The organism is Pseudomonas sp. S2_F03, assembly GCF_054668335.1.
Map to the genome: position 1 here is coordinate 5585736 of NZ_CP162759.1, position 24078 is coordinate 5609813.

Consider the following 24078-nt stretch of genomic DNA (forward strand, 5'->3'; position numbering starts at 1 on the left):
CGTTATGCGTATGCAATTGTGCGTGCTGGCGCTGGCCTGCACCGTCGGCCTGGCTCAGGCCAAAGGCACTGATTCCGCCGCGCTGGGCAAAACCCTGACCCCCATGGGGTCGGAAATGGCTGGCAATGCCGACGGCAGTATTCCGGCCTGGACCGGCGGCCTGGCGAGCAACGCCGGCAGTGTCGACAGCAAGGGCGGCTACAGCGATCCGTATGCGTCGGAGAAGCCGTTGTTCACCATCGACGCGAAAAACGTCGCGCAGTATCAGAAGTTTCTCAGCCCGGGGCAGATCGCGATGTTCAAGCGTTTTCCCGACAGCTACAAAATGAACATCTACCCGAGTCATCGCAGCGCCAACCTGCCCAAGGAGGTGTTGGCGCAGAGCCGCGACAACGTCGCCACAACCAGCATGGCCGATGGCGGCAATGGCTTGCATGGCTATGTGCACGGCATTCCGTTTCCGCTGCCTACCGAAGGCCTGGAGGTGATGTGGAACCACATGACCCGTTATCGCGGCGGCAGTTACGAGCGCATCAGCAGCTCGGCGCTGGTGCGTGAAAACGGCGCCACCAGTTACGTGCGCAACCAGTCGCTGATCAACTTCGCCGACACCGTCGGCGGGTTGGAGTCGGGCGCCAACATCCTGTTCATGTTCAAGAGCCGGGTGCTGGAGCCGGCGCGTCTGTCCGGCGAAGCGGTGCTGGTGCACGAGCCGGTCGACCAGGTGGCCGAGCCACGTTCCGCGTGGCAATACCTGCCGGGTCAACGCCGGGTTCGCCGTGCGCCGATGATCGCCTATGACAACAGCGCCCGTTACAGCAACGGCCTGATCACCGCCGACAATATCGACGGCTACAACGGTGCGCCGGATCGTTTTGACTGGAAGCTGATCGGCAAACAAGAGCTGTTCATCCCGTACAACAGCTACAAAATCGGCAGCCACAGCCTCAAGTACGACGAAGTGATCAAGCCCAACCACGTCAACCAGGACCTGGCGCGTTACGAGAAACACCGGGTGTGGGTGGTGGAAGCCACGCTCAAGCCCAGTGCCCGGCACATCTATGCCAAGCGAAGATTCTATGTCGACGAAGACAGCTGGCAGATCGCTCAGTCGGACCAGTACGACAGTCGCGGCGAACTGTGGCGCAGCGGCGAGCTGCACGCGATTCAGCAGTACGACCACGGCTTTACCTACAACGTGCTGGAAACGTCCTACGACCTGATCTCCGGGCGCTACTACGCCGGTGGTCTGGCCAACGAAGAGACTGAACCAATGCGCGTCGGCTTCGCGGCCAAGACCGATGACTACACACCGTCGGACCTGCGGCGCTGGGCCAAGTAAATCGTATCTCACACACACCGCAAGTCCTTGTGGGAGTGGGCTTGCCCACGATGAGGCCTTCAGATTCAGCAGCTATGTTGACTGACACTCCGCCATCGCGGGCAAGCCCGCTCCCACAGGATTTCAGTGTTTGCATCCACCAGGAGATCAACCGTGCGCTACTGGATATCCGCTCTGGCCCTGGGCGCAAGCCTGGGCAGCGCTCATGCGACAACCCTCGATCAGCCGCAGGCGAAGGCGCTGGCGCAAGAGGCTTACGTCTTCGCCTACGCCACCGTCGAACATGACAAAGTGCTCAGCGCCATCGCCGCCAAATTGCCATTCAACCGGCTCTACAGCGAGCCGCGATTGCTCGGCCCGCAAGACAACAAAGTGGTGTCGCCCAACAACGACACGTTCTATTCACGCGCTGTGCTCGACCTGCGTGGCGAGCCCATGGTGCTGGACGTTCCGGCCGTGGAAGGGCGCTACTACAGTTTCCAGATGGTCGACATGCGCACCGACAACCTCGATTACATCGGCACCCGCGCCACCGGCAACACAGCCGGGCGTTACCTGATTGCCGGGCCGGATTGGCACGGTGAAACACCGAGCGGTTTCAGGGGTGTGATTCGCTCGCCGAGTCGCCTGGTGTTCCTGCTCGGGCGCACCGAGGTCAAGGGTGAGGCGGACCTGCAAGACGCAGCGAACGTGCTGACGGGCTACGCCTTGGCGCCGTTGTCCAAGGTGACCGGCGGGGTAGCACCGGCAGCGTTGGCTCCGTTGCGATTGCCCGCCTATCAAGACACCAAACAAGGCCCGGCCCAGGCATTGTTCGCCACCTTCAATACCTTGGCGCCGCTGCATGAATGGACGCCAACCGAGCGTTCGAAACTTGAACGCTTCGCGGCCATTGGGGTGAAGCCGGGTGCCGCGTTCGAACCGCCGGCAGCGCTGAGCGAAGCGATTGCCCAGGGTGCCGAGGCCGGGCGCGAGCAAGTCCGGGCGGCGTCGAGCCAGGTGTCGGTGGAGCAACAAGGCTGGTTTCGCTCACCGACCAATGTCGGCAAGTTTGGCGACGACGACCTGACCCGTGCGGCGGTTGCCTGGCGCTATATCTACGCCAATGATCCGGTGGAAGCGGTCTACCCGATGGCCTTGCACGATGCCCAGGGTCAGACGCTGGATGGCAGCAAAACCTATCGCCTGCATTTCCCCGCCGGGCAATTGCCGCCCGTGAATGCCTTCTGGTCGTTGACCCTGTACGACGGCAAGACCCAGTTGCTCGCCGCCAATTCGATCCAGCGTTACGCCCTGGGTGATCGCAGCCCTGATTTGCACTATGACGCCGACGGTGGCTTGACCTTGATGCTGCAACCCGATGCGCCGACCGCCGCACAGCAGGGCAACTGGCTGCCGACCCCCGAGGGGCCGTTCAATGTGTTGTTGCGTTTGTACCTGCCCAAGGCCGGTGCGCTGGATGGCAGTTATCAGCTGCCGACGATTGCGAGGGTTGAGCCATGAATATGATGTTCAGTCGCCGCCGCATGCTGGGCAGCATGGGTGTGCTGGGCGGCAGTCTGGTGTTTCCACGCTGGTTGTTGGCCGCAGAATCCGATGACCTTCGAGCCATCGCGCAGGAGGCGTGGATCTACGCCTACCCGATGCTTATGCATTACCAGACCCTGGAAAAACAGCTGCTCAATCCCGCCGCGCCGGAATACGTCGGCGGCTTCAATCGCTTCCGTCACTACAGCGAGTTGTACACCCCGAAGAACCGCGAAATTGTCACCCCGAACAACGACACGCCGTACTCCTGGGCCTGGCTCGATTTGCGCAGCGAACCGCAGGTGCTGAGTGTGCCGGCGGTCGATAAGGATCGCTATTACGTGCACCAGTTGGTGGACCAATACACGCACAATTTTGCTTACGTCGGCGTGCTCAGCACCGGTCGCGAGGCGGGGGATTACCTGATCGCCGGGCCTGACTGGCAAGGGCCGACGCCACCCGGAATCAAAGCCGTGCTGCGCAGCGAGACCGAGATCGTCATGGTGCTGGGGCGCACCGGCCTGAAAAACGCCGAAGACTTGCCGGCCGTGCGCGCGTTGCAGCAGCAATACCGTTTGCGTGCCCTGCATGAATACACCGCCAGCGCTGCACCGATCGCGGCGCCCGCAATTGACTGGCCGGCGTGGGACAGTAAAAGCGGATTGGGGCCCTCTTTCATTGCCGTGTTGAATCAGATCCTCACGCTGTGCCCGACTCAACCGCCCGAGCGGGCATTACGTGCCCGTTTCGCCCGCATCGGCATCGTGCCGGGCCAGGCGTTCGATGTTGATGGGGTATCGGTGGAAACCCGTCAGGCGTTAATCGCCGGAATCGCCAATGCCCAGGCGCAACTGCAAACCGCGGTGAGCCAGGTGCGCACTACGCTGGGCCTGTTTGGCACCCGCGAAGCGCTGCACGGTAATTACCTCAACCGCGCGGTCGCGGCGCACGTCGGCATCTACGGCAACAGTGTCGAAGAGGCGTTCTACACCGGCAGTCGTCAGGACAATCAGGGGCAACCCTTACAGGGCGGGCGTCAATATCGACTGCGTTTTGCGCCGGGGCAATTGCCGCCGGCCAGCGAGTTCTGGTCGTTGACCTTGTATGACCTGCCGGACCGGCAATTGGTCGCCAACTCGATTGATCGTTACTGCCTGAGCAGCCGCGATTCGTTGCTGGCGGATGCGGACGGCGGGTTGACGCTGCTGATGCAGCCTTCTGCACCACAAGTCCAGAGCAACTGGCTGCCGACGCCGGCGAGTGGGGCGTTTACGCTGGTGCTGCGGCTATACGGGCCGCAACAGCAGGTGATCGAACAGCGATGGAAGATGCCGGCGGTTGAAGTGGTTCCTGTGTAAACCGATAGACCGCCATCGCGGGCAAGCCCGCTCCCACAGGTTGAAATGTATTCCACTGTGGGAGCGGGCTTGCCCGCGAAGGGCGCGCCGCGGTTTAAGGCGTCACGATATTGAACTGCGGACTGAAGCTATCCAGGCTGCCCATCAATTGCGCAATCTTCTTCCCGTTCCCCTGTAACTTGATCAACCCCTTCTGAATCGCCGTCGGGAAGTCCAGTTGCTTGAGGCTGATCTGCTCCAGTGTTGCCTTGCTCATGCTCACACCGGCATCGGCCTGAGGGTTGAGCCCGGCGCGGTGGGTCAGTACGCCATTGCGCAGGGTCAGGGTGAAGTCCTTGTTCTGGTCTTCGAGCGTCCAGTTCAGGGTCATGTCGTGGCCCACGGCTTTGTCGCTGTCGAGGCGAATGGCCAGGAAATCGAAGAACATTTCAGGGCTCATCGCTCGCACCATGTCCCCCGACACCGAGCTACCGGCGTGCGCTGGTACACCGTTGCGCAGTTCCATGGCGCCGGTCAGGTACATGTTGCGCCACGTGGCGTTTTCGCTTTGATAACCCATCTGTTCCAGTGTCTCGGCCTGAGCCTTGCGGGCGTCCGGGTTCTCCGGGTCGGCGAACAGCAACTGGTTGCCCAATTGCGCGGCCCAGCGGTAATCACCCTTGGCCATCGACGCGTGCATTTTCTCCAGCACCGCCGCTTGGCCACCCATGGCCTCGACACTGCGTTTGGCGGTTTCCACCGGCGGCAACGGATTGAGATTGGCCGGGTTACCGTCGTAGAAACCCAGGTAGCGTTGATACACCGCCCGCACGTTGAAACTCAACGAGCCGTAGTAACCCCGGGTGTACCACTTCTGGTCCAGAGTGCCCGGCAATTTCTTGATGGCGTCGGCGACTTCCAGCGGTGTCAGCCCCTGGTTCAACAGATGCAGGGTGCGGTCGTTGAGGAAGGCATACATGTCACGCTGATCGGCCAGGAACGTGCGGATCCGCTCGCCGCCCCAGGTCGGCCAGTTGTGCTGGGCGAATAACACGTCGCTCTTGTCACCGTAGCGCGCCAGGCTGCTGTCCAGGTATTGCGCCCAGGCCTTGGCGTCACGCACTTGTGCGCCACGCGGGGTGAGGATGTTGTGCATCATCTGCGTGGCGTTTTCCGCCATGCACAAGGCCCGCAGTTGCGGCAGGTACAGGTTCATTTCCGCCGGCGCCTCGGTGCCCGGGGTCAGCTGGAATTCCACATCCAGGCCCGCAATGGTGCGGGTCTCCAGCTCTTTTTCGATCAAGTCGGTGGGCGGGATCAGGGTGACCGTGCCGCCGCTCGGCGAGCTTTTTGCCCAGGCCCGCGTCGACCTGGCCACGCTCGCCACGGGGCAACAGGCTGCCGAACTGATACTGCGCACGACGGCTCATCGCGTTGCCGGCGAACACGTTTTCGCTCATCACGTGTTCCATGAACCCGACGGGGGCGAACACCTTGACCTTGCCTGCCTTGACGTCGGCCTCATCGACCACGCCGCGCACACCACCGAAGTGGTCGACGTGGGTGTGGCTATAAATCACTGCCACCACCGGTTTGCGTGGGCGGTTCTGGTAGTACAGCTCCAGCGCCGCTTTCGCGGTTTCGGTGACGGTCAGCGGGTCGATGATGATCAGCCCGTCGTCACCTTCGATGATGGTCATGTTGGCCAGGTCGAGGCCGCGCACCTGATACAACCTTGGGCTGACTTCGAACAGCCCGGCATGGGCACTGAGTTGCGCCAGGCGCCAGAGGCTGGGGTTGATCGAGTCCGGGTTTTTGTCCTTGGCCAGGAAGTCATAGGCTTGTACATCCCAGATGACCTTGCCGGCCGCCTCCTTGATCTGGCCCTTGAAAGGTGCGATCAAGCCCTTGCTGACCGACTCGTAATCGGTGCGGTCGCTAAAGGGCAGTTGTTGCAGGACCGCCGCATTGTTGGCCGCGGTTTGTGCGCTGGCGGCGACCGGTTCATCGGCGGCGGCCACCGATTGCGCCAGGCAAGCAGTAATCAGGCAGGCCAACAGGCCACGAGGGCTTAAAGTGAAACGAGGCATGGTGTCTCCGTTTTTTATGGTTATGGTCAGACCAGCCTCCGAGGGTAAGTGGGCAGGCGGGAAGGGCAGCAATCGGCACCGGACAAAAAACATGCAGGGCCGCTATCCTTGCTTCACGTTGATCAAACAGGTTCGCCCATGCTTCAGGTCCAAGGCGTCTACAAAAGCTACGCCACCCCACAAGGTCCGTTGCCGGTGTTGCAAGGCGTCGACCTGACCCTCAAACCCGGCGGCAGCCTGGCGCTGATGGGTGAATCGGGCAGCGGCAAAAGCACCTTGCTGCACTTGATTGCCGGCCTGGACAAGGTCGATCAGGGCAGCATCCGCAGCGGTGAACATCGTCTGGAGCAGATGAGTGAAGGCCAACTGGCCAACTGGCGGCGCACTGAAATCGGCCTTGTGTTCCAGCAGTTCAACCTGATCGGCAGCTTGCGCGTCGAAGACAACCTGGCGTTTCAGGCGCGGCTGGCGGGGCGGCACGACCCGCGCTGGCAGGCGCATCTGGTGCAGCGCTTGGGCTTGAACGATTTGTTGCGCCGCTATCCCGAGCAACTGTCCGGCGGGCAACAGCAGCGTGTCGCCCTGGGGCGCGCGTTGGCGTCGAAACCCGCATTGCTGCTGGCCGACGAACCCACTGGCAGCCTCGATGAAGCCACCAGTGACGAGGTGCTGAAGTTGCTGCTGGAATTGCTCGACGACACACCCACCACGTTGTTAATGGTCACGCACAGCCCACGGGTGGCTGCGCGGCTCGCGGAAAAGGTGGTGTTGCACGGTGGTCGTCTGGCTGGCACGGACGAACGCTGAGGTGCGGGTTTTTCGCGAGACGCTACGGGCACTGCTCAGCCATTGGCGGCAGCATCCGGTGCAATTTTTCAGCGTACTGACCGGGCTCTGGCTGGCCACCGGTTTGCTCACGGGCGTACAGGCGTTGAACAGCCAGGCGCGGGAAAGCTATGCCCGCGCCAGTCAGTTGATCGGCGGCGAACCACAGGCCAGCCTCAGCGGGCCCGATGGTGGAACGTTTTCTCAAGGGCTGTTTGTCGAACTGCGCCGTTCAGGCTGGCCGGTGTCGCCGGTGCTGCAAGGCCGAGTGACGCTCAAGGGCCATGAAGACCAGCGCTTGCAACTGATGGGCATCGAGCCGGTGTCGCTGCCCCCCGGGTCATCGGTGGCGGGGCAAGCGTTACCGATTGAGCAGATTGTCGAGTTTTTCGGTGCGCCGGGCAGTACCTGGATCTCACCGCAGACCTTGCAGGTGTTGGGGCTGCACGAAGGCGAACGGCCGATGAACGCGAATGGCGTGGCATTGCCGCCGCTGCGCGTTGAAACCGACATGGCGCCCGGTGTTTTGCTGGTCGATATTGGCTTCGCTCAGCAGATTCTGGGTCTGCCGGATCAACTGTCACGACTGTTGTTGCCCAAGGGGTTCAGCGCCTCGATACCTGAGGCATTCAAGGGCCAACTCCAGCTCAAGACCCGTGGCGAGGAGAACAATCTCGCGCGCTTGACCGAAAGCTTTCACCTGAACCTTGATGCGCTGGGGTTTCTGTCATTCGTGGTCGGTTTGTTCATTGTTCACGCGGCCATCGGCCTGGCGCTGGAACAACGCCGGGGACTGCTCAGGACCTTGCGTGCCTGTGGCGTCAGTGCCCGAATGCTCATCGCGTGCCTGGTGGTTGAGCTCGGCGCTCTGGCGCTGATCGGCGGCCTCGCCGGTGTGGTCAGCGGCTACCTGTTGGCCAGTGTGCTGTTACCGGACGTCGCCGCCAGCCTGCGCGGTTTGTACGGCGCCGAAGTGGCGGGGCAGTTGAGCCTCAGCCCGTGGTGGTGGCTCAGCGGAGTCGGCCTGAGTGTGCTCGGTGCGTTGCTGGCCGGCGCGAACAGTCTGCTGCGAGCGGCGCGTTTGCCACTGCTGGCGCTGGCCGATCCTCAAGCCTGGCATCAGGCTCATGCGCGTTGGTTGCGGCGCCAGGGCTGGGTGGCAGCGATGGCGGCCGTGATTGCGCTCAGCGCCTTGATCTGGGGCGACAGCCTGGCCAGTGGCTTTGTACTGATGGCGGCGCTGTTGCTCGGCGCCGCGCTGGCGCTGCCGGTGGTGCTCAATGCCGCGCTCAACCTGGTATTGCCGCGCAGTCATTCAGTGCTTGGCCAATGGTTTATCGCCGATTGCCGGCAGCAATTACCGGCCCTGAGTCTGGCGTTGATGGCGCTGCTGTTGGCACTCGCGGCGAATATCGGCGCCGGCAGCATGACCGCCGGTTTTCGCCAGACCTTCAGCAACTGGCTCGAACAACGCCTGACGGCCGAGTTGTACATCAATCCGCAAAATCCGGCGCAGTCTCGCGAACTGCACACGTGGCTCAAACAGCAACCGCACGTCTCGGCGGTACTGCCTAGCTGGCAAGTTTCGATCCAGTTGCAAGGCTGGCCGGCGGATATTTTTGGCGTGATCGACCACCCGACCTATCGCCAGCACTGGCCGTTGCTGGAGGCCTTGGGCGATAACCCATGGGATCAACTGGCCAGGGACGACACGCTGATGCTCAGCGAACAACTGGCCCGACGCCTGAAGGTGCGGCTCGGCGATCACCTGACGATTCCCACGCCGAACGGTTCGTGGTCGCCGCGCATCGTCGGGATCTACGCCGATTACGGCAATCCCAAGGGCCACCTGCTGGTCAACGTCAGCCATCTGCTGCGCGACTGGCCAGAGCAAGCCCCCAACCGCTTTAATCTGCGTATCGAGCCGGAATCGATCCCCCCGTTCATCACCGCGTTACAGGCACAGTTCGCGCTGGACGACAGCCGTATCGTCGACCAGGCGCGGCTCAAGGGCTGGTCGACGCAAGTGTTCGAACGCACCTTCGCCGCCACCGCCGCACTCAACAGCCTGACCCTCTGCGTGGCGGGCGTGGCGCTGTTTATCAGCCTGCTGACCCAAAGCCAAAGCCGTCTCGGGCAACTGGCGCCGTTGTGGGCGCTGGGCGTGACGCGTCGGCAATTGATGCTGCTCAACCTCGGGCAAACCTGGTTGCTGGCGCTGTTGACGCTGGTGCTGGCGTTACCGCTGGGGATCGCGCTGGCGTGGTGCCTGGACGCGGTGATCAACGTCCAGGCGTTCGGTTGGCGTCTGCCGTTGCGGGTTTTTCCGCTGCAACTGATGCAGTTGATGGGGCTGGCCCTGATCGCAACATTACTGGCGTCAGCGTGGCCGCTGTACGCGCTGTATCGCACGCAACCGGCGGACCTGCTGAGGACCTTTGCTCATGAGGATTAACCTCGGCGTGGTGTTGCTGATGCTTCTGTTGAGCGGCTGCGATCACCCGGCGCCGGATGAAAAAGGCTTCGCGGGTATGGGCGGCGAGGCGGCGGCTTTTACCCCGGTGGTGCCCGGTCGGGTGTTCAACTTCCCGGAAGATCATGGGCCACATGACGGCTTTCGCATCGAGTGGTGGTACGTCACCGCCAATCTCAAGGACGAGCAGGGCCGCGAGTTCGGCGTGCAATGGACACTGTTTCGCAGCGCCTTGAAAGCAGCGCCCGAGGTGGCGGGGTGGGGTAATCAGACAATCTGGCTGGGGCACGCCGCCGTGACGTCGGCGACGGTGCATCATGCTGCCGAACGCTATGCCCGTGGCGGTGTGGGGCAGGCAGGTGTGAGCGTGGCTCCTTTTGATGCCTGGATTGATGACTGGCGTTTCAGCAGTCAACGTTCTGATCCTTTAGCGGATCTTCAACTCAGTGCCCGGGACAAGGATTTTGGCTATCAACTTCGCCTGACGTCCAGCCGTCCGCCGGTGCTTCAGGGCGACAAAGGCTTCAGCCAGAAATCCGAACAGGGCCAGGCGTCGTACTACTACAGCCAACCGTTTTTCCAGGCCAGCGGCACGCTGGAAATCGATGGCAACACCTATCAAGTCAGCGGCCCGGCCTGGCTCGACCGCGAATGGAGCAGCCAGCCGCTGACCGCCAATCAGACCGGTTGGGACTGGTTCTCGCTGCACCTGGACAGCGGTGAGCAGGTGATGCTTTATCGCATGCGCAACAAGGAAGGCGCGCCGTACCTCACTGGCACCTGGATCGACGCTCAGGGGCAGACGCAGCCATTGCACGCCGACGACATCCGCCTCACACCGCAAGACACCGCCAACGTCGCTGGCCGTTCGATGCCTGTGCGCTGGTCGATCAAAATACCCGGCAAACACCTCGACCTCACCCTCAACGCCCTTAATCCAAACGCCTGGATGGATTTGCGCATTCCCTATTGGGAAGGGCCGGTGCAACTGAGTGGCAGCCACGCGGGGCAAGGCTATCTGGAAATGTCCGGGTATTGAGTCGCAGCTTTCGGTAGATCGCGGGCTAAGTCGAGCATGTTCACGACGCGCTGCGTGCCACTCCCTTGACCTGGCGCAAGGAAAGCGCCAATAGCACCGACGGTGGTGAATACCTCGCAGAAGAAACTTCGAACACTCCTTGAACTGCGTCTATGCTCATGGGCACGGATCGCGTCGGCGCCTGAGCCAGAGCGGTCTGTTGTCATTTATTACCAAGGAATGTATCGCCTATGAAACTCCACGCACTGACCAAAGCCATCACCCTTGCTACCTTGCTGTCTGCCGTCAGCCTTGGCGCCATGGCGGCGGACATTCCGCTGTCTAACGTGGTGGAAGCGGCAACGATCACCGCTGATGTTGTCTCGGTCGACGCCAAAAGCCATCAAGTCACCCTTAAAGGGCCAGAAGGTAACGAGACGACGCTGCAGCTGACCGACAAGGCGAAAAACCTTGCCAACCTCAAAGCTGGCGATAAGGTCACAGTCGAAGTTGCCCGCTCCGTCGCGGCATACCTCGACACCGACGTCGACAAGGGCCTGCCAGGCTCCACCGAGCGCACGGGCGAAGTCCGCGCGGCACCGGGCGGTTCCATGCCTGCCGGCGAAGCTTACCGTCAGGTTCAAGTTCAGCTGAAAATCACCAAAATCGATTTGGCAAAACATGAATTGACCTTCGAAAACCCGGCTGGCCAGTCCAAAACGGTTGAAGTGGTAGAGCCGAAAGTTCAAGCGAAACTCAAGGACCTGAAAGTAGGGCAAACCGTTGTTGTCACCTACACAGACCTTCTGAAAGTGACCAGCGCACACTAAAATTGAGTGTTGGCTCTATAAAAAATGATTGTTCTTGTATAACTTTTTGTACAAGAACAATCAGTTTTTAATGAACGGGTTGGTGAGTTTTATTCATTCGTCTGAATAGTATTTCATCCGACATGTTGTTAAACATTGTGTTTATAAATTTCATGTTCGCGAGGCGGACATCTTCACCTGCTTCTATTAAACTTCCCCCGTTCGTCCAGTGTCATGGCTCTTTACCAGTGCATGGAATGCCGAGGCTGTTGCACTGGGCGAACACTTTTTGGCAGCGCGTATGCGACGTGCTGACAATGAATACATAAAAAACGGGCGATCACTGGATCGCCCGTTTTTTTTGCAGTCACTCTGCGGTGTCGTCGTGTCGTGCAATGCGTCGAGGGCGCATTGATGCCGATGTCGGGCATGTATCGAGCCAATGGGTCAAAGGGGCCAGCGCACGGTTCAAATGACCATCAGATTCCCGTACGCGGTGCTCCCGCCTGCATATGCCCGGCCTCATTTCCTTCGGAAATTTCCTACATTTTTGTAGTGTGCCTCTTTGCTATAACCAAAGCCTCAAAATGTAACGTGGTTCATAACCACTCAACGTCTGGGGTAAGTTTATTTATGCCTACTGATCCGCCATCGAACAGTCCAATGCCTAACGTTTTGCGACCGGCGTCCCCCAACAATCCTTCCGGTCATCAAAAATCAACGCGAGGCCCAATACTCGGTCAAGGGGCAACCTCTGCATCATCACCTCCCTTCACCATGCCCACTGGCGTGGTGATCGCAGCGACCAAACCTGCGGCGTCAAAAGCAGCTCCCTTTCAAATCCCTAAACTCTGCCCCCAGTGCAAGACCAATCACACGGGTGCTTGTACGCTTAAAAGTCGACACCGACCCCTTCAATCGCTAGAAAATCTGTTCCTGCTCAAGAGGTCTTTGACAAATACAAGACCGGCTACGATGCAACAGATAGAGTTTTGCCCTTTACCATCATGAAGGATGTAACAAACGACTCGCTGGTTTTTTCTGATAAAAAAGCCAATCAAAAACAAATGGATAAAGCATCGAATAAAAAGTTTACCCTCCGGCACTACACCACCACAGTCGATGGGCCGCCTAGATTTAACGCGATTGAACCGAATTTTGAGTTGGTTAACAAAGGGGTGAAAACACTTAATCGGACTCAGGGCAGCAACACAAATGAAGACGACTGGAACCGCTTGGGCAATACAGCCTTCACGTTCTTTTTGTTAGCCATCGACGGGAAGGTTTCCGGGCGCAAGTTTTTAGCCCAGGCAACACATTATGCAGAAATTGATGTGGAGGACTCCGGCCAGTTGTCCGCCCTTGGACTCGATACGGCTGAGTTTTTTGCATCTGCGGATTTGTTGCATGAGAAGGATTTAACTAAGACCAAGGTGGTTAAAGGCCCGTTGACGGAGTTTAAGTCTTTAATGCTTGCCAGTTCAGGGGTTCAAGCAATTCAGTTGGGGTTGATGGGGCCGGAAGTTTTGCTTCGTTCGATTGATGAGCAGTTTTTAGGAAGTCTGGAGGTTAAAATTCCGGGTTCGGTAGCGGTGGGGCGGTGGGTAGCGGTTTAGAGCGAGAACGGGGAGGGTTTATTATCTTTTGTGAAAATAAATCTGTCCCTGAGAAATCCTCGCTTTTCCTACGAGAAATCGAGAAGTTGGGAATTGAAGAGACCCTGCATGGGTCGGCAGCTTGTATTGCACCACACAAAACAAGATCCCGATCCCATGCAGGCTATTCGATTATTACACAGCGCGCTCGCTCAAGCACTTCCCACTGTCCATTCCCATCGTCTGAAAACGCTGATGTGTTGTGTCAGTTCATTACTGCGAGGCCGTCAGTCTAACTCTGACAGGACTTGGTCGATTCATGTCAGGCAAGGCTTATCCCAAGCACGCGATTAAACGAGTGGATCGGTTGTTAGGAAATCGTCACCTCCAAGGCGGAGCGCTCGCTATTTTACTGGGTCATGTTGCGAGCCTTGTTGGGGTGCGCTGAAACCGCCCGTTAATCCTGGTCGATTGGTCGCCGATTGATGCGGCGGGAGATTTCTCTCTGTTGCGCGCAGCCATCCCATTGGCTGGACGTTCCTATCCCATTTACGAAAGCGTTCACGAGCGCGAAGGATGACCGACATATCAAAAGCGATTGCTGCAAACGTTGGCCGAAATGCTCCCTAAAGACTGTGTGCCGGTTCTTGTGGCCGATGCGGGTTTTCGTCGGCCCTGGATCAAGGCTGTCGAGGCGCAAGGCTGGTATTACGTAGCTCGGGTACGCAACCGCGACCTCTACCGCAGCGACTCGAACACCTGGCTACCGGTGAAAAATCTCTACGCTCTGGTGTCATCTTCACCGAAGTCGCTGGGCCATATCGAGATGACTCAAAGCGCGCCACATTTTATTCATTTGTACTGCGTCAGGCACCGAGCCAAGGGGCGAGAACACCAGTGCGTCACCGGATCAATCGCCAAAAACAAACTCAGCAGGCAATCGGCCAATTGTGAACGAGAGCCTTGGTTGCTGGCCAGTAATCTGCCGGAGGATCAATGGAATCCATCGAAAATCGTGGCGATTTATAAGCAACGGATGCAGATAGAAGAAGGCTTCCGGGATGTAAAAAGCGAGCACTTTGGCATTGGCATAACTCACCATCGAAGTCGCTGCCCACGCCGAATTGAAGTGCTGTTACTGGTCTCGGCTTTGGCCAACTACATTATCCGTTAAACCGGGTTACAGGCTCGCGAAGCAGGTCATGAACATCGCTTTCAAAGCAATAGCCTAAAACGCCGGAGGGTGTTGTCGCTATGGCGACTTGGGTTGGAATACTGGCGCAGCGGAAGCGGCTCAAAATCTCGAAAAACCTTAGAGAGACTTGAGCGCGCGTTGCGAAACGAGGTGCATCAACAGGCGCATGTGTTGGACTAGATTTGTGGGGATCTCTCAGAATCCGTCCCCTTTGTTTATGTTTTTTCTGTCATTCTTCGAAAGAATGAGTTGCTACCTGTGACCAATTGTTTTTCTGGATAAGCTCTAGAGATGGGTTTTCCGTCTCGAACTCTACAAGCAATGTTAGGAAGCTATTTTCGTTGCTATCAGCGTCGCTGGGATTTAACCAGCCCATCTCGCACTCTTCGCAGTGCAAATATAATCTTTCATTCGTAGTATCGTGAGTGATAATCAGCCTTCCTTGCTTGCAGGCTGGGCAGTTTTTGTACCAATAATACTTTTTCATTTTTATTCCGCAGGATAAGAGGTGATTATTTTGTTAGTTCCAGGGACTAGTTTCATTTCAAGATTGTAAAATAATTTGCCCGCGTCTGCTTCGCCGCCTCCAGAACGACCTACCATTTTTCCCATCGGTACTTTTAATGTTCCTGTCGCGTCCGGTTTAATTCCATCTGTCTGAGCTTTCCTCCAAGCCTCATTGGTCGCATCGACTCCATCACCATAGAAAACCCCATGTTGAGGCTTTGCGGGATTATCGACATTGTGAAGTTGAACATGATCTATTCGGCTTTGGCCTTTGTACTTCCCTTTCGCGGGTACTACGCTTTTCCAATCTAGCTCTCCAGCAGGAGCTGGAGCAACCGGTGATGACTCTGCGACTGAATTAGCCTTTGGGTCATTGGCTCCATTCCCTGAACTGCCTGGACAACCGCTGCTCAACCCCAACGGATCCACCCACCCCGTAGGGTTAGGCACGTACTGGTAGTTGTTCAACCCACCCGCAAGCTTGATCGGATCCGGCGTCAGATACCGCCCGGTCCCCGGATTGTAGTAGCGATGCCGGTTGTAGTGTAAGCCCGTCTCCGCATCGAAGTACTGCCCCTGAAATCGCAACGGGTTGTCGATTTCGGCAACATCGAGTGCAGCGAGATTGCCATAAGCGCGGTACTTGGCAGACCACATGATCTCGCCGCTGTAGTCGGTGAGCTCTTGCGGTGTACCCAGATGATCGAGCTGATAGTAAAACGGCGTCGCCTTCAGTGGACCTTCGCCATCCAGCATCACCAGCGGACGGAAACTACCCGGTTCATAAACGTAAGTGCGATAACGGTTGTCAGCGCTTTCGGCGATCAGGCGTTCGCCTTGCCAGAGAAATTCGGTGGTGCTGCCGTCGACGGTTTTTTCGATGCGACGACCGAAGGCGTCGTACTTGTAGCTCGCGACGCTACCGCCCGGCAGGCTGGCGCCGATCAAGCGGTGCTGGCAGTCGTAACGGTATTCGGTGACGAGTTTCTGTCCGGTGCCGCGACGCTCGCGGATCAAGTTGCCGTAGGCGTCGTAGTCGTAATGGCGGTCGCCTTGCATGAGCAGGCGGTTGCCTTTGACGTTGGCCAGGTTTGCGGTGGGTTGGTCGCCTTGACCCAGCAAGTTGCCGGCCGGGTCATGGGCGAAGCTTTCCGGGGTGCTGCCACGAACGTTGATCAGGCGATCGAGCGGGTCGTAGTGGTAGCTGCGATTGCCTTTGCGGCTGTCGTCGATCCCGGCGAGGTTGCCGTTGGTGTCGTAGGCGTAAGTGAAAAGGGGACGGATTTATTTTCTTTCGATGAAAATAAATCCGTCCCCTTTATTGTTGCTTTATTGTTTTGCTGGCCTGTTTTTGGTGAGTTAAAGTGGATAGTCACAACGCCATGGAGCTGTGAACAACTCTGGGTTGACTTGGTTGTTTTTCAAAAAGCTATTTATTTCTTCTTCTGAATTCAACTCTTCAAAATTTTCTATATTTATGTCGCGGTCATCTATGCCGTCGCTTGTTTCGAGTGTCTCAATAGGTACTGAAAATATTATGATCGCGTACCGAGAGTTTTTTGAATTGTTTATAAAGTCATAGTATCGAAAAGGATCGTTCGTTAGAAATTTATATTTGTAAATTGCATATATCGCGGCCCATTTACGCGATAGTGGGTCTTCAGAGTTCAATTCTTGCGCAATTGAGTCGTAGCTTTTGCCGTCGAGACCGTACTCAAACACTTCGTGGGATTGTTTTCTGCTCGTTCATTTTTGCCCCTCAAATTGATTTGGCCAGTAGATACGGATTACTTTGCCGTCTTTTGGATGTAGTTGCAAATGTGGCAAGGCGGCATGGGGGTCAGTAGGGCTGTGATTCGCCATGTATACTTTTCTGGTTTCGATGTTGGAAACGGGTGTGTCGTCCCAGTGGTAGTATGACTCTTTCCCTTCGGGAGTTACAAAGTAGTCTTTGGCGGTCACGGAGTTAAATTCTTCGGCGTTTCTATAGCCTTCACCTACGTATTTCCCTCTAAATAGCTCCTCAGCCTCTCCTCTGCTGTTAACCGTTACATCTTTCGCCCCGCGATCAAGCTGATCGGAGGCTCTTTTAACTGAAGGGCTTGACCAAGTAACCTCCGGGGTTGGCGGCTCCTTAGTCTCAACTTTAGCTTTGTCGGCGGGATTTTTCGAATCAGGATTGCTCCCGGCCCCTGGACATCCATTCAACCCCAACGGATCCACCCACCCCGTAGGGTTAGGCACGTACTGGTAGTTATTCAACCCACCCGCAAGCTTGATCGGATCCGGCGTCAGATACCGCCCGGTCCCCGGATTGTAGTAGCGATGCCGGTTGTAGTGTAAGCCCGTCTCCGCATCGAAGTACTGCCCCTGAAATCGCAACGGGTTGTCGATTTCGGCAACATCGAGTGCAGCGAGATTGCCATAAGCGCGGTACTTGGCAGACCACATGATCTCGCCGCTGTAGTCGGTGAGCTCTTGCGGTGTACCCAGATGATCGAGCTGATAGTAAAACGGCGTCGCCTTCAGTGGACCTTCGCCATCCAGCATCACCAGCGGACGGAAACTACCCGGTTCATAAACGTAAGTGCGATAACGGTTGTCAGCGCTTTCGGCGACGAGGCGTTCGCCTTGCCACAGGAATTCGGTGGTGCTGCCGTCGACGGTTTTTTCGATGCGACGACCGAAGGCGTCGTACTTGTAGCTCGCGACGCTACCGCCCGGCAGGCTGGCGCCGATCAAGCGGTGCTGGCAGTCGTAACGGTATTCGGTGACGAGTTTCTGTCCGGTGCCGCGACGTTCGCGAGTCAGGTTGCCGTAGGCGTCGTAGTCGTAGTGGCGGTCGCCTTGCATGAGCAGGCGGTTGCCTTTGACGTTGGCCAGGTTTGCGGTGGGTTGGTCGCCTTGACCCAGCAAGTTGCCGGCCGGGTCATGGGCGAAGCTTTCCGGGGTGCTGCCACGAACGTTGATCAGGCGATCGAGCGGGTCGTAGTGGTAGCTGCGATTTCCCTTGCGGCTGTCGTCGATGCCGGCGAGGTTGCCGTTGGCGTCGTAGGCGTAGCGGCGGTGGAACAGGTTTCTATCTTTTTGGCTGACGCTGTGTGCTTGCAGACGGCCTTGATCGTCGTACTGATACTCGCTGAGTAGCAGGCCTTGTTGGCGTTTTTGCTCGAGACCGGCGTTGAACTGATGGGTGGTCAGGCGCGAGCCGTTGAGGTCGATGCTGCTTAGTTGGCCGCCGCGCTGGTGGCGGTAATCGAGCTTACTGCCGTCCGGAAGGCGGCAGTGGCTGAAGTTGTCCAACGCTGTCGTACTCGTAGCGCAGGGTGCCCCAGCCTTGGTGTTCGGTGATCAGGCGGTCTTGTAGATCGTATTCATACGCCAGTGGCCAGTTGCCGTCGTCGACGTTGACCAGACGGCCAAGGGCGTCATAGCTGTAATGGATCTCCTCGCCATCGGCCAGGGTTTTGACCAGTAAGCGGCCAGCAGCGTCGCGCTGATATTCAGTGACAAGTTCACTGCCATCGTCGCCGAACTCGGTTTTCTTCAGCAGTTGGCCGTTGAGGTCGTATTCATAGGCGGTGCGGCGCCCGTCGAAACCGGTTTCCTGCTGGATCAGGCCGTTAGTGTGGTAGTCAAGATGGTAGTGCTCGCCACGTTCGTTCTCGATCTCTGTCAGCAGTAATCTCGAGTTGTCGTAGCGATAACGCAACTGGCTACCGTCCGGATTGATCCGGCGGCTGACCAGGTGCAGACCATCGGCATATTCGTAACGCGTCACGCGGCCCAGCTCATCGCGCTCTGCGGTGACGCGGCCGTACGGGTTATAAGTGAACGCACGGCTGGCGCCGCCGGGCAGGGTGACTTGCGTCAGGCGGCCGACAGCATCCCACTGGTAGTGGGTGATCGCACCGGTTTCTTCCTGACGGGTAATCTGTCGACCCAGCGCGTCGTAGCGGTATTTGCGCTGGCCGCCGTCGGGCAGGCGTTCTTCCAGCAATTGACCGAGGTTGTTCCAGCCCAATTGATGGCGGCTGCCATCAGGATGACGAATTTCCAACAGGCGACCCTGACGGTCGTAGCTGTAGTGAGTTTCGTTACCGTGGGGGTCGGTTTGCTGGGTGATATCGCCCTGACGGTTGCGCTCGTACTTCCAGCGAGCTCTGCCGCGTTGCACATCGATGAGTTGGCCATCGTAGTAGTTGTAGCGAGTCGGTTCATCTTCCGGAGGGACAACCGCAATCAAACGTCCGCCGTCGTTGTATTGGTATTCGGTGACGGCGCCCAGCGCGTCTTTTTCAGCGATCAGGCGACCTTCGCCGTCATAGGCTCTTTGCGTTTGCGCTCCGTCGGGGGCGGTCTCGCTGATAAGTCGCGCATTTTCGTCATGCACGTAAACCTGCTCGCTGCCATCGGCGTTAAGCACGCTCACCGTGCCCTTGTCGTCCCACACATAGCACGCTTCCAGTTGCGAATAACTGGCCCAGTGGCGGACGCAGCGCGCCAATTTGCCTTCGCGTTCCCAATCCCAGTAGAAGCTGGCGCCACCCGCCAGTTGACGTTCGAGAATGACGTGCTGATCGTTGTAGCGATAGTGCTCGCGCTCGCCGGCAGCGTTGGTGGCACTGACGAGTTGATTGCGCTCGTTGTAGTGATAGGTGACCAGGGTTTGCACGGTTTGCCATGGATCCTGGCGCCCACCGCGATCATCGTACTCGGCACGTTGCTGCTGGTAGTCGACTGCCGAGATATGGCGGTCGTCATAACGCAGTAACAAAGCGCGACCAGCACCGTTGTCGATGCGCTGAATGCGCCCAACCAGGTCATAGCTGATGTGCAACTGGTTTTCGTAGGCATCACTGATGGTGTTCAGACGCCCGGCACGGAAATGGTAAAACCGCGTTTTCGGGCCGGCCTGAGTCAGGATCAGTTCACCTGGGGCGTCACCAAGAAAAATCGCCGCTTCGGCCAGGCTGTTGGTGATCGCTGGACGTTGTTCGGTCGGCATCGGGAAGCGGGTCTGACGGTTTTCATTGTCAGTCCACAGCACGCCTTCATCGTCCAGGTTCAGGCGATGGGACAGTGAATGGCTCCAGCCATAACCGAGACGACTGTCGATTTCGACCGCACTGCTGCGATAAAGACGCGTCCATTCCAGCGGCAAGAGGCCACCGAGTTCGCCATCGGTGAGCGTCAGTAACTCCTCACCGGTCACCATCGACACGGGTTCGCCATCCGTGCAGGTTTTGTTCGCACACTGTGCAGGCTGGTCGGCGGGGGTTTTCGATTGGTCGGGAGCGTTGTCGACAGGCTCTTTTTGTTCGATGCGCGTGGTGTTGTCTTTCTTTCCGCGTGCATGGATCTGCGCGTCGGTCTCCACCTTGCCGCCCGTAACCTTTGGCTTTTTCTTCGGCGCTGTTGCCGTGGTTGCGGGCTTGGGGGCGGCAATTTCGACGCTGGCTTTGCGTGCCTGATTGACCGCTGAATTACCGTTGAGCAGTAACGGCCTGGCAGCTTCAGTGTGGACCGCCGCGTTCTTCTTGCTGATTTTCATCAGCATGCCGGTGAAGTCTTCGATCAGCTTCAGCACCTTGCCGCTGTTTTGCGTGGCTTTAAGTGCCTTGGTGCCGACACGTACTGCCAAGCCGAGACCACCGGTCATTACAACGCCGACCAGAATGTTCAGCAGGACTTCGGTGGTCAGTTGAGACAGCACTTCCGTGCAGGTCTGCAGGTGGCAGCATCTTGACCCACGCCATGATGGCGGCCACGTAGATCCACATCAATGGCTCATCGCTGGCGATCAGCAGGGCAGTGTGAATGGCTCCTCCGAGGCGTCGTAAATGCGCTTGATTTCTTCCTCGGTGAAGAATTTCTTCAGCTTTCTTCATGATTCTCCCGAGGATGTGCAACCAGGTCGTAGAGGCTTTTGATATCGCCCCACAAACCCGTGATCGCTTTCAAAAAAGCCTTTCCACTCGGCTTCCAGGTCTTGCAGAACACGGCCAGCCATCGACGCGTTGTTATGTTCCTGCCACAACGGCAAAAAGTCGGTGGTCCACTGGGTTTGTAGCCAGCCGCTCAGATCGCCGATAACGCCCTGATAGGAATAGAACAGCGTGTCGATCTGCGCTGGGGTGGGGTTGGGGAAAAACGTGATTTTGTATTGTTGGTTCGGTGTGAGATTCGCAACTTCAAGAATCCCGCTAGGACCAATCGTCGCGGTGATCGCCTGACCTATTTCATTTTTACCGAACAGCTTGCCATCGGCCACAGGCGCCAATCGAACCGGTGTATTGCCGATAGGGACAAAGCGCGCAGACTCGAAACTGTGCACCAGTTTGAGCTTGCCATTGGCTGGGCAGTTTGCGTAAAGGTCGACTTGCTCTTTGCTGTCTTTGTCCTGAGTACCGACTTCGTCGCCGACCTGAAATTGTTGTTCCGCATCCAGGGCACCGCCATACCAGGCTTCGGCATGGCTGCGGTAGTCAGCAATACATTTCTTAAAATCACTGATGATGACCTGAGCATCTGGTTGTTTTGCTGTGAGGTTCCCAACAATGGAACCCATCAAAATGCTCATACGGTCACCTCATTTTCCAAGTAGGCCTTCAGCAGCCCTGTGTAGTTTTCTTCCGTGAGTGGGGTGCGTTTTACGAAGCGCGAAACTTTTTGCTGCAAGTTGGATTCTGGGACCGAGAAATACAGTTCGGCGTGATCCTCCTTCAGCCACTGCATCATGTTGCCGATCACGGTGGACGGATTTTTCGTCGTCAGGCCATCAAGCAACCCCTTGGGCACTTCCCACCAAGGCCAATCCTTCGCCTTCGGCACCACCCTTGGCCCAACCTCCAGCCGCTTGCCATTAATCAGATACCGATCAAACACCGGTAACACTTCACCCGCCGCCTCACCCAATCCCTCCAGAATCGGATAGATATGCCGCCCATCCCAGAACCGGAAAAACACCTCGGTTCCATCGGGCATGCGCACTTGGGTCAGGCTGCGCAGGTCGTTCAAAGACCAGCTCCGGCGTGCTGGTTGAAACCGCCAGCCATCCCCAGTCTTGCGCGTCCGTTTCGGCAATCCACGACAGAAAACCCGAGTTGGGCTTCAACTCGGTGAGGTATGGCATTACTTGTTGCCAACTCGCGTGGGTGTTCCGCCCCAGATCGGGGTGGCCTGGGTGGTGGGGTCATTCTGGTAAAGCGTCTTCAGCGCATCGGCATCACTGGCGGCACTGACGATCAGATACAGGTGTTCGCCCGTTTGCAGCGGCCGTTCAGCCAACCACGCCTGAGGCGTCAAAAGATCAGCTCGCACAAACACCTGCCTTGCATTTTTCACACTCTTCACAAAACGGCGCATTACGCTTCAGCGTATTGACCTGAGCCGGTGTCGAGTACCGCCCCAGCCTTGTCCGCATCCGCCTGTTTCAACACACCCGGCATCAACGGCGCAGCCCCGGTCCCGCTGCCCGGACTGCCCCCGGAGTTCATGTTGATCACCGGCCCGCTCAGGGTCACGCCGCTGGCGTCGATCTTGATGAAGCTGCCGCCACCCTTGAGCGTCAGTTCGCTCCCGGCTTCGAGCACGACTTTCATGCCGCTGCTCAGGTGGATTTCCTGGCCGGCTTCAATGAACTGCCCGGTGCCAATCTTGATGTGCTGGTTTGCGCCCACGGTCAGGTGGTCGTTGGCGCGTGCTTCGACTTTGCGGTCGGCGTAAACCGTGTGGTGTTCTTCGGCTTTGAATTCGCTGTAGCTGTTTTGCTCGACGGTGTCGTGGCGTTCGTTGCCGACGCGGATTTTCTGGTCGTGCTCGACGTTTTCATCCCAGTCGCGCTGGGCGTGCAGGAAGATTTGTTCCTGCCCCTTCTTGTCTTCGATGCGCAGTTCGTTGAAACCACCGCCCCCCGGTGAGCTCAGGGTTTGAAAGTGCTGCGGGTCTTGTTCGCCGGCAGCGGGTACGGGACGACGTTTTCCTTGTGGTAAAGGCAGCCGCTGATCAGCGGTTGGTCGGGGTCGCCTTCGAGGAAGGTGACGAGCACTTCCATGCCGATCCGCGGGATGGCGATGCCGCCGTAGTGGGCGCCGGCCCAGGCGGAGGAGACGCGCAGCCAGCAACTGGTCTTGTCGTCGGCCTGGCCTTCGCGGTCCCAGTGGAATTGCACTTCGACGCGGCCGTACTCGTCGCAATGAATTTCTTCACCCTGGGGCCCGGTGACCACGGCGCTTTGACTGCCGAGGATTCGTGGCTTGGGATGCTGCAGCGGCGGGCGATTCGGTACGTCCCACGGGGTGGCCTGGAAGCGGTTGCGGTAGCCCTGATGGAAGTCGTCCTTCAGGTTGGTGGTGTGGCTGGTCACCGATTCTTCCAGCACTTGCGGCTGTTTGCCTTCGTGGAGGATTTCGGTCAGCAGCCACAGGTCGTTCCATTTAGCCTTGGGGTGTTGGGTCAGGGCCAGGAAGTGGCCGCTGACCAGCAACGGCTGATCACTTTTGCCTTCGGCGAGCTGGAAGTCGCTGCGGTGGCGTTCGAGGGCGCGTTTGGCCAGGTGCTTGCCACGCTCGCGGTCGATGAAACGGCCGGGGTAGTCGTAGTCTTCGAGGTCGGGCAGGGCGTCGCCACGGTTTTCGCTTTCGAGGGTGATGCGCGGTTTTTCGAAGTCGTAGTCGCGGCGGGTGGTGCGGCTGGTGCGGGTTTCCAGGCGCAGATCGAAGCGCTTGATCACCGGGTCGTTGGCGACCATGCCGGAGTCTTGCTGATAGGCCACGGGCGCCAGTTTCGGGAACACCGTCTGGTCATCGCCGAACACCAGCTTGTGGGCCGTGGCGCTGTGCTGGAAGTGGTAGTGGATACCTTCTTCCTCGCACAAGCGCTGGATGAATTGCAGGTCCGATTCATCGTACTGAACGCAGTAAATGCGCTCGGGGTAAATTGCCCCGACTTTGAATTCGTAAGCATTGCTTTGGATGCCGTGCTCTTCAAGGACCTTGCCGATGATTTTCGGCACGTTGAGGTTCTGGAAGATGCGTTGGTTGACGCGATGCGCCAGGTAGGACAGTTGCGGACGCAGGGTCACCGCGTAGCGGGTCAGGCGTTTGCCGGAATCACCCTGGGCGGCGCGATAGATCTGGCCGTGGATGCCGCTGCCGTCAGGCGAGAGCTGCAAGAAGGCCGGTTTGTGCAGCAGGTTTTCGAGGTCCAGGGACGGCTGTTCACTGACCAGCTCCACCTCAAACACGAACGGTTGGCTGATCGCCTCCCGACCTTGCAAGGACAGCACCTGCAAATCGCTGGATAGGCCTTCGATGGTCAGGGCAAAGTGAGTCTGATTGGCCGGCGCGAACATCCCTT

10 protein-coding genes and 6 pseudogenes are annotated in these 24078 nt (G+C 58.1%); 9 read left to right on the forward strand and 7 right to left on the reverse strand.

Features of this window, described 5'->3' with window-relative positions; genetic code table 11:
* Positions 1–4 precede the first annotated feature (4 nt).
* From AB4N76_RS26205 to AB4N76_RS26215, 3 genes are all read left to right on the forward strand, one after another.
* Entirely contained in the window at positions 5–1342 is a 1338-nt protein-coding gene (locus AB4N76_RS26205) for a DUF1329 domain-containing protein (RefSeq protein ID WP_460163740.1), read from the forward strand.
* A 153-nt stretch (positions 1343–1495) separates the two neighbouring features.
* Complete coding sequence (locus tag AB4N76_RS26210; protein WP_460163741.1) at positions 1496–2845, forward strand: DUF1254 domain-containing protein; 1350 nt, start codon at positions 1496–1498, stop codon at positions 2843–2845.
* The gene (locus AB4N76_RS26215; protein ID WP_077430375.1) at positions 2842–4227 is read left to right on the forward strand and encodes a DUF1254 domain-containing protein; all 1386 of its coding nucleotides are present in this window, start codon (positions 2842–2844) and stop codon (positions 4225–4227) included. Before AB4N76_RS26210 ends, AB4N76_RS26215 begins: the two co-directional genes overlap by 4 nt.
* 94 nt (positions 4228–4321) lie before the next feature.
* Here the strand turns inward: AB4N76_RS26215 and AB4N76_RS26220 are convergent.
* Positions 4322–6296, reverse strand: a pseudogene (locus tag AB4N76_RS26220) (alkyl/aryl-sulfatase).
* Between the two features lie 138 nt (positions 6297–6434).
* Here AB4N76_RS26220 and AB4N76_RS26225 point away from each other — a divergent pair.
* The 6 genes and pseudogenes from AB4N76_RS26225 (at position 6435) to AB4N76_RS26250 (ending at position 14391) form a co-directional block, all read left to right on the forward strand.
* Positions 6435–7103 (forward strand): ABC transporter ATP-binding protein, encoded by a 669-nt coding sequence (locus AB4N76_RS26225; protein WP_223524485.1) that lies wholly within the window; start codon positions 6435–6437, stop codon positions 7101–7103.
* 1 nt (position 7104) lies between these two features.
* Entirely contained in the window at positions 7105–9576 is a 2472-nt protein-coding gene (locus tag AB4N76_RS26230) for an ABC transporter permease (RefSeq protein ID WP_460163742.1), read from the forward strand.
* Positions 9566–10633, forward strand: a complete 1068-nt coding sequence (locus AB4N76_RS26235) for a lipocalin-like domain-containing protein (RefSeq protein ID WP_460163743.1) — start codon at positions 9566–9568, stop codon at positions 10631–10633. Before AB4N76_RS26230 ends, AB4N76_RS26235 begins: the two co-directional genes overlap by 11 nt.
* Positions 10634–10863: 230 nt before the next feature.
* Complete coding sequence (locus AB4N76_RS26240) at positions 10864–11442, forward strand: hypothetical protein (protein WP_046027825.1); 579 nt, start codon at positions 10864–10866, stop codon at positions 11440–11442.
* A gap of 971 nt (positions 11443–12413) precedes the next feature.
* Positions 12414–13037, forward strand: coding sequence for a hypothetical protein (locus tag AB4N76_RS26245; protein ID WP_460163744.1), 624 nt, complete (start codon positions 12414–12416; stop codon positions 13035–13037).
* A gap of 156 nt (positions 13038–13193) precedes the next feature.
* A pseudogene (locus tag AB4N76_RS26250) lies at positions 13194–14391 on the forward strand (IS4 family transposase).
* A gap of 49 nt (positions 14392–14440) precedes the next feature.
* On the opposite strand, the gene AB4N76_RS26255 reads toward AB4N76_RS26250, so the two are convergent.
* The 6 genes and pseudogenes from AB4N76_RS26255 to AB4N76_RS26280 form a co-directional block, all read right to left on the reverse strand.
* Complete coding sequence (locus AB4N76_RS26255) at positions 14441–14698, reverse strand: hypothetical protein (protein WP_077430370.1); 258 nt, start codon at positions 14696–14698, stop codon at positions 14441–14443.
* A 2-nt stretch (positions 14699–14700) separates the two neighbouring features.
* Positions 14701–15984: pseudogene (locus AB4N76_RS26260) on the reverse strand (RHS repeat domain-containing protein); the annotation flags it as partial.
* Positions 15985–16833: 849 nt separating this feature from the next.
* Positions 16834–20086, reverse strand: a pseudogene (locus AB4N76_RS26265) (RHS repeat-associated core domain-containing protein); the annotation flags it as partial.
* Positions 20087–20605: 519 nt separating this feature from the next.
* Positions 20606–21301 (reverse strand): hypothetical protein, encoded by a 696-nt coding sequence (locus tag AB4N76_RS26270; RefSeq protein ID WP_460163745.1) that lies wholly within the window; start codon positions 21299–21301, stop codon positions 20606–20608.
* Positions 21298–22086 (reverse strand): annotated as a pseudogene (locus tag AB4N76_RS26275) (DUF4123 domain-containing protein). The gene AB4N76_RS26270 and the pseudogene AB4N76_RS26275 overlap by 4 nt, the downstream one beginning before the upstream one ends.
* A pseudogene (locus tag AB4N76_RS26280) lies at positions 22031–24073 on the reverse strand (type VI secretion system Vgr family protein). The pseudogenes AB4N76_RS26275 and AB4N76_RS26280 overlap by 56 nt, the downstream one beginning before the upstream one ends.
* Between the last annotated feature and the right edge of the window lie 5 nt (positions 24074–24078).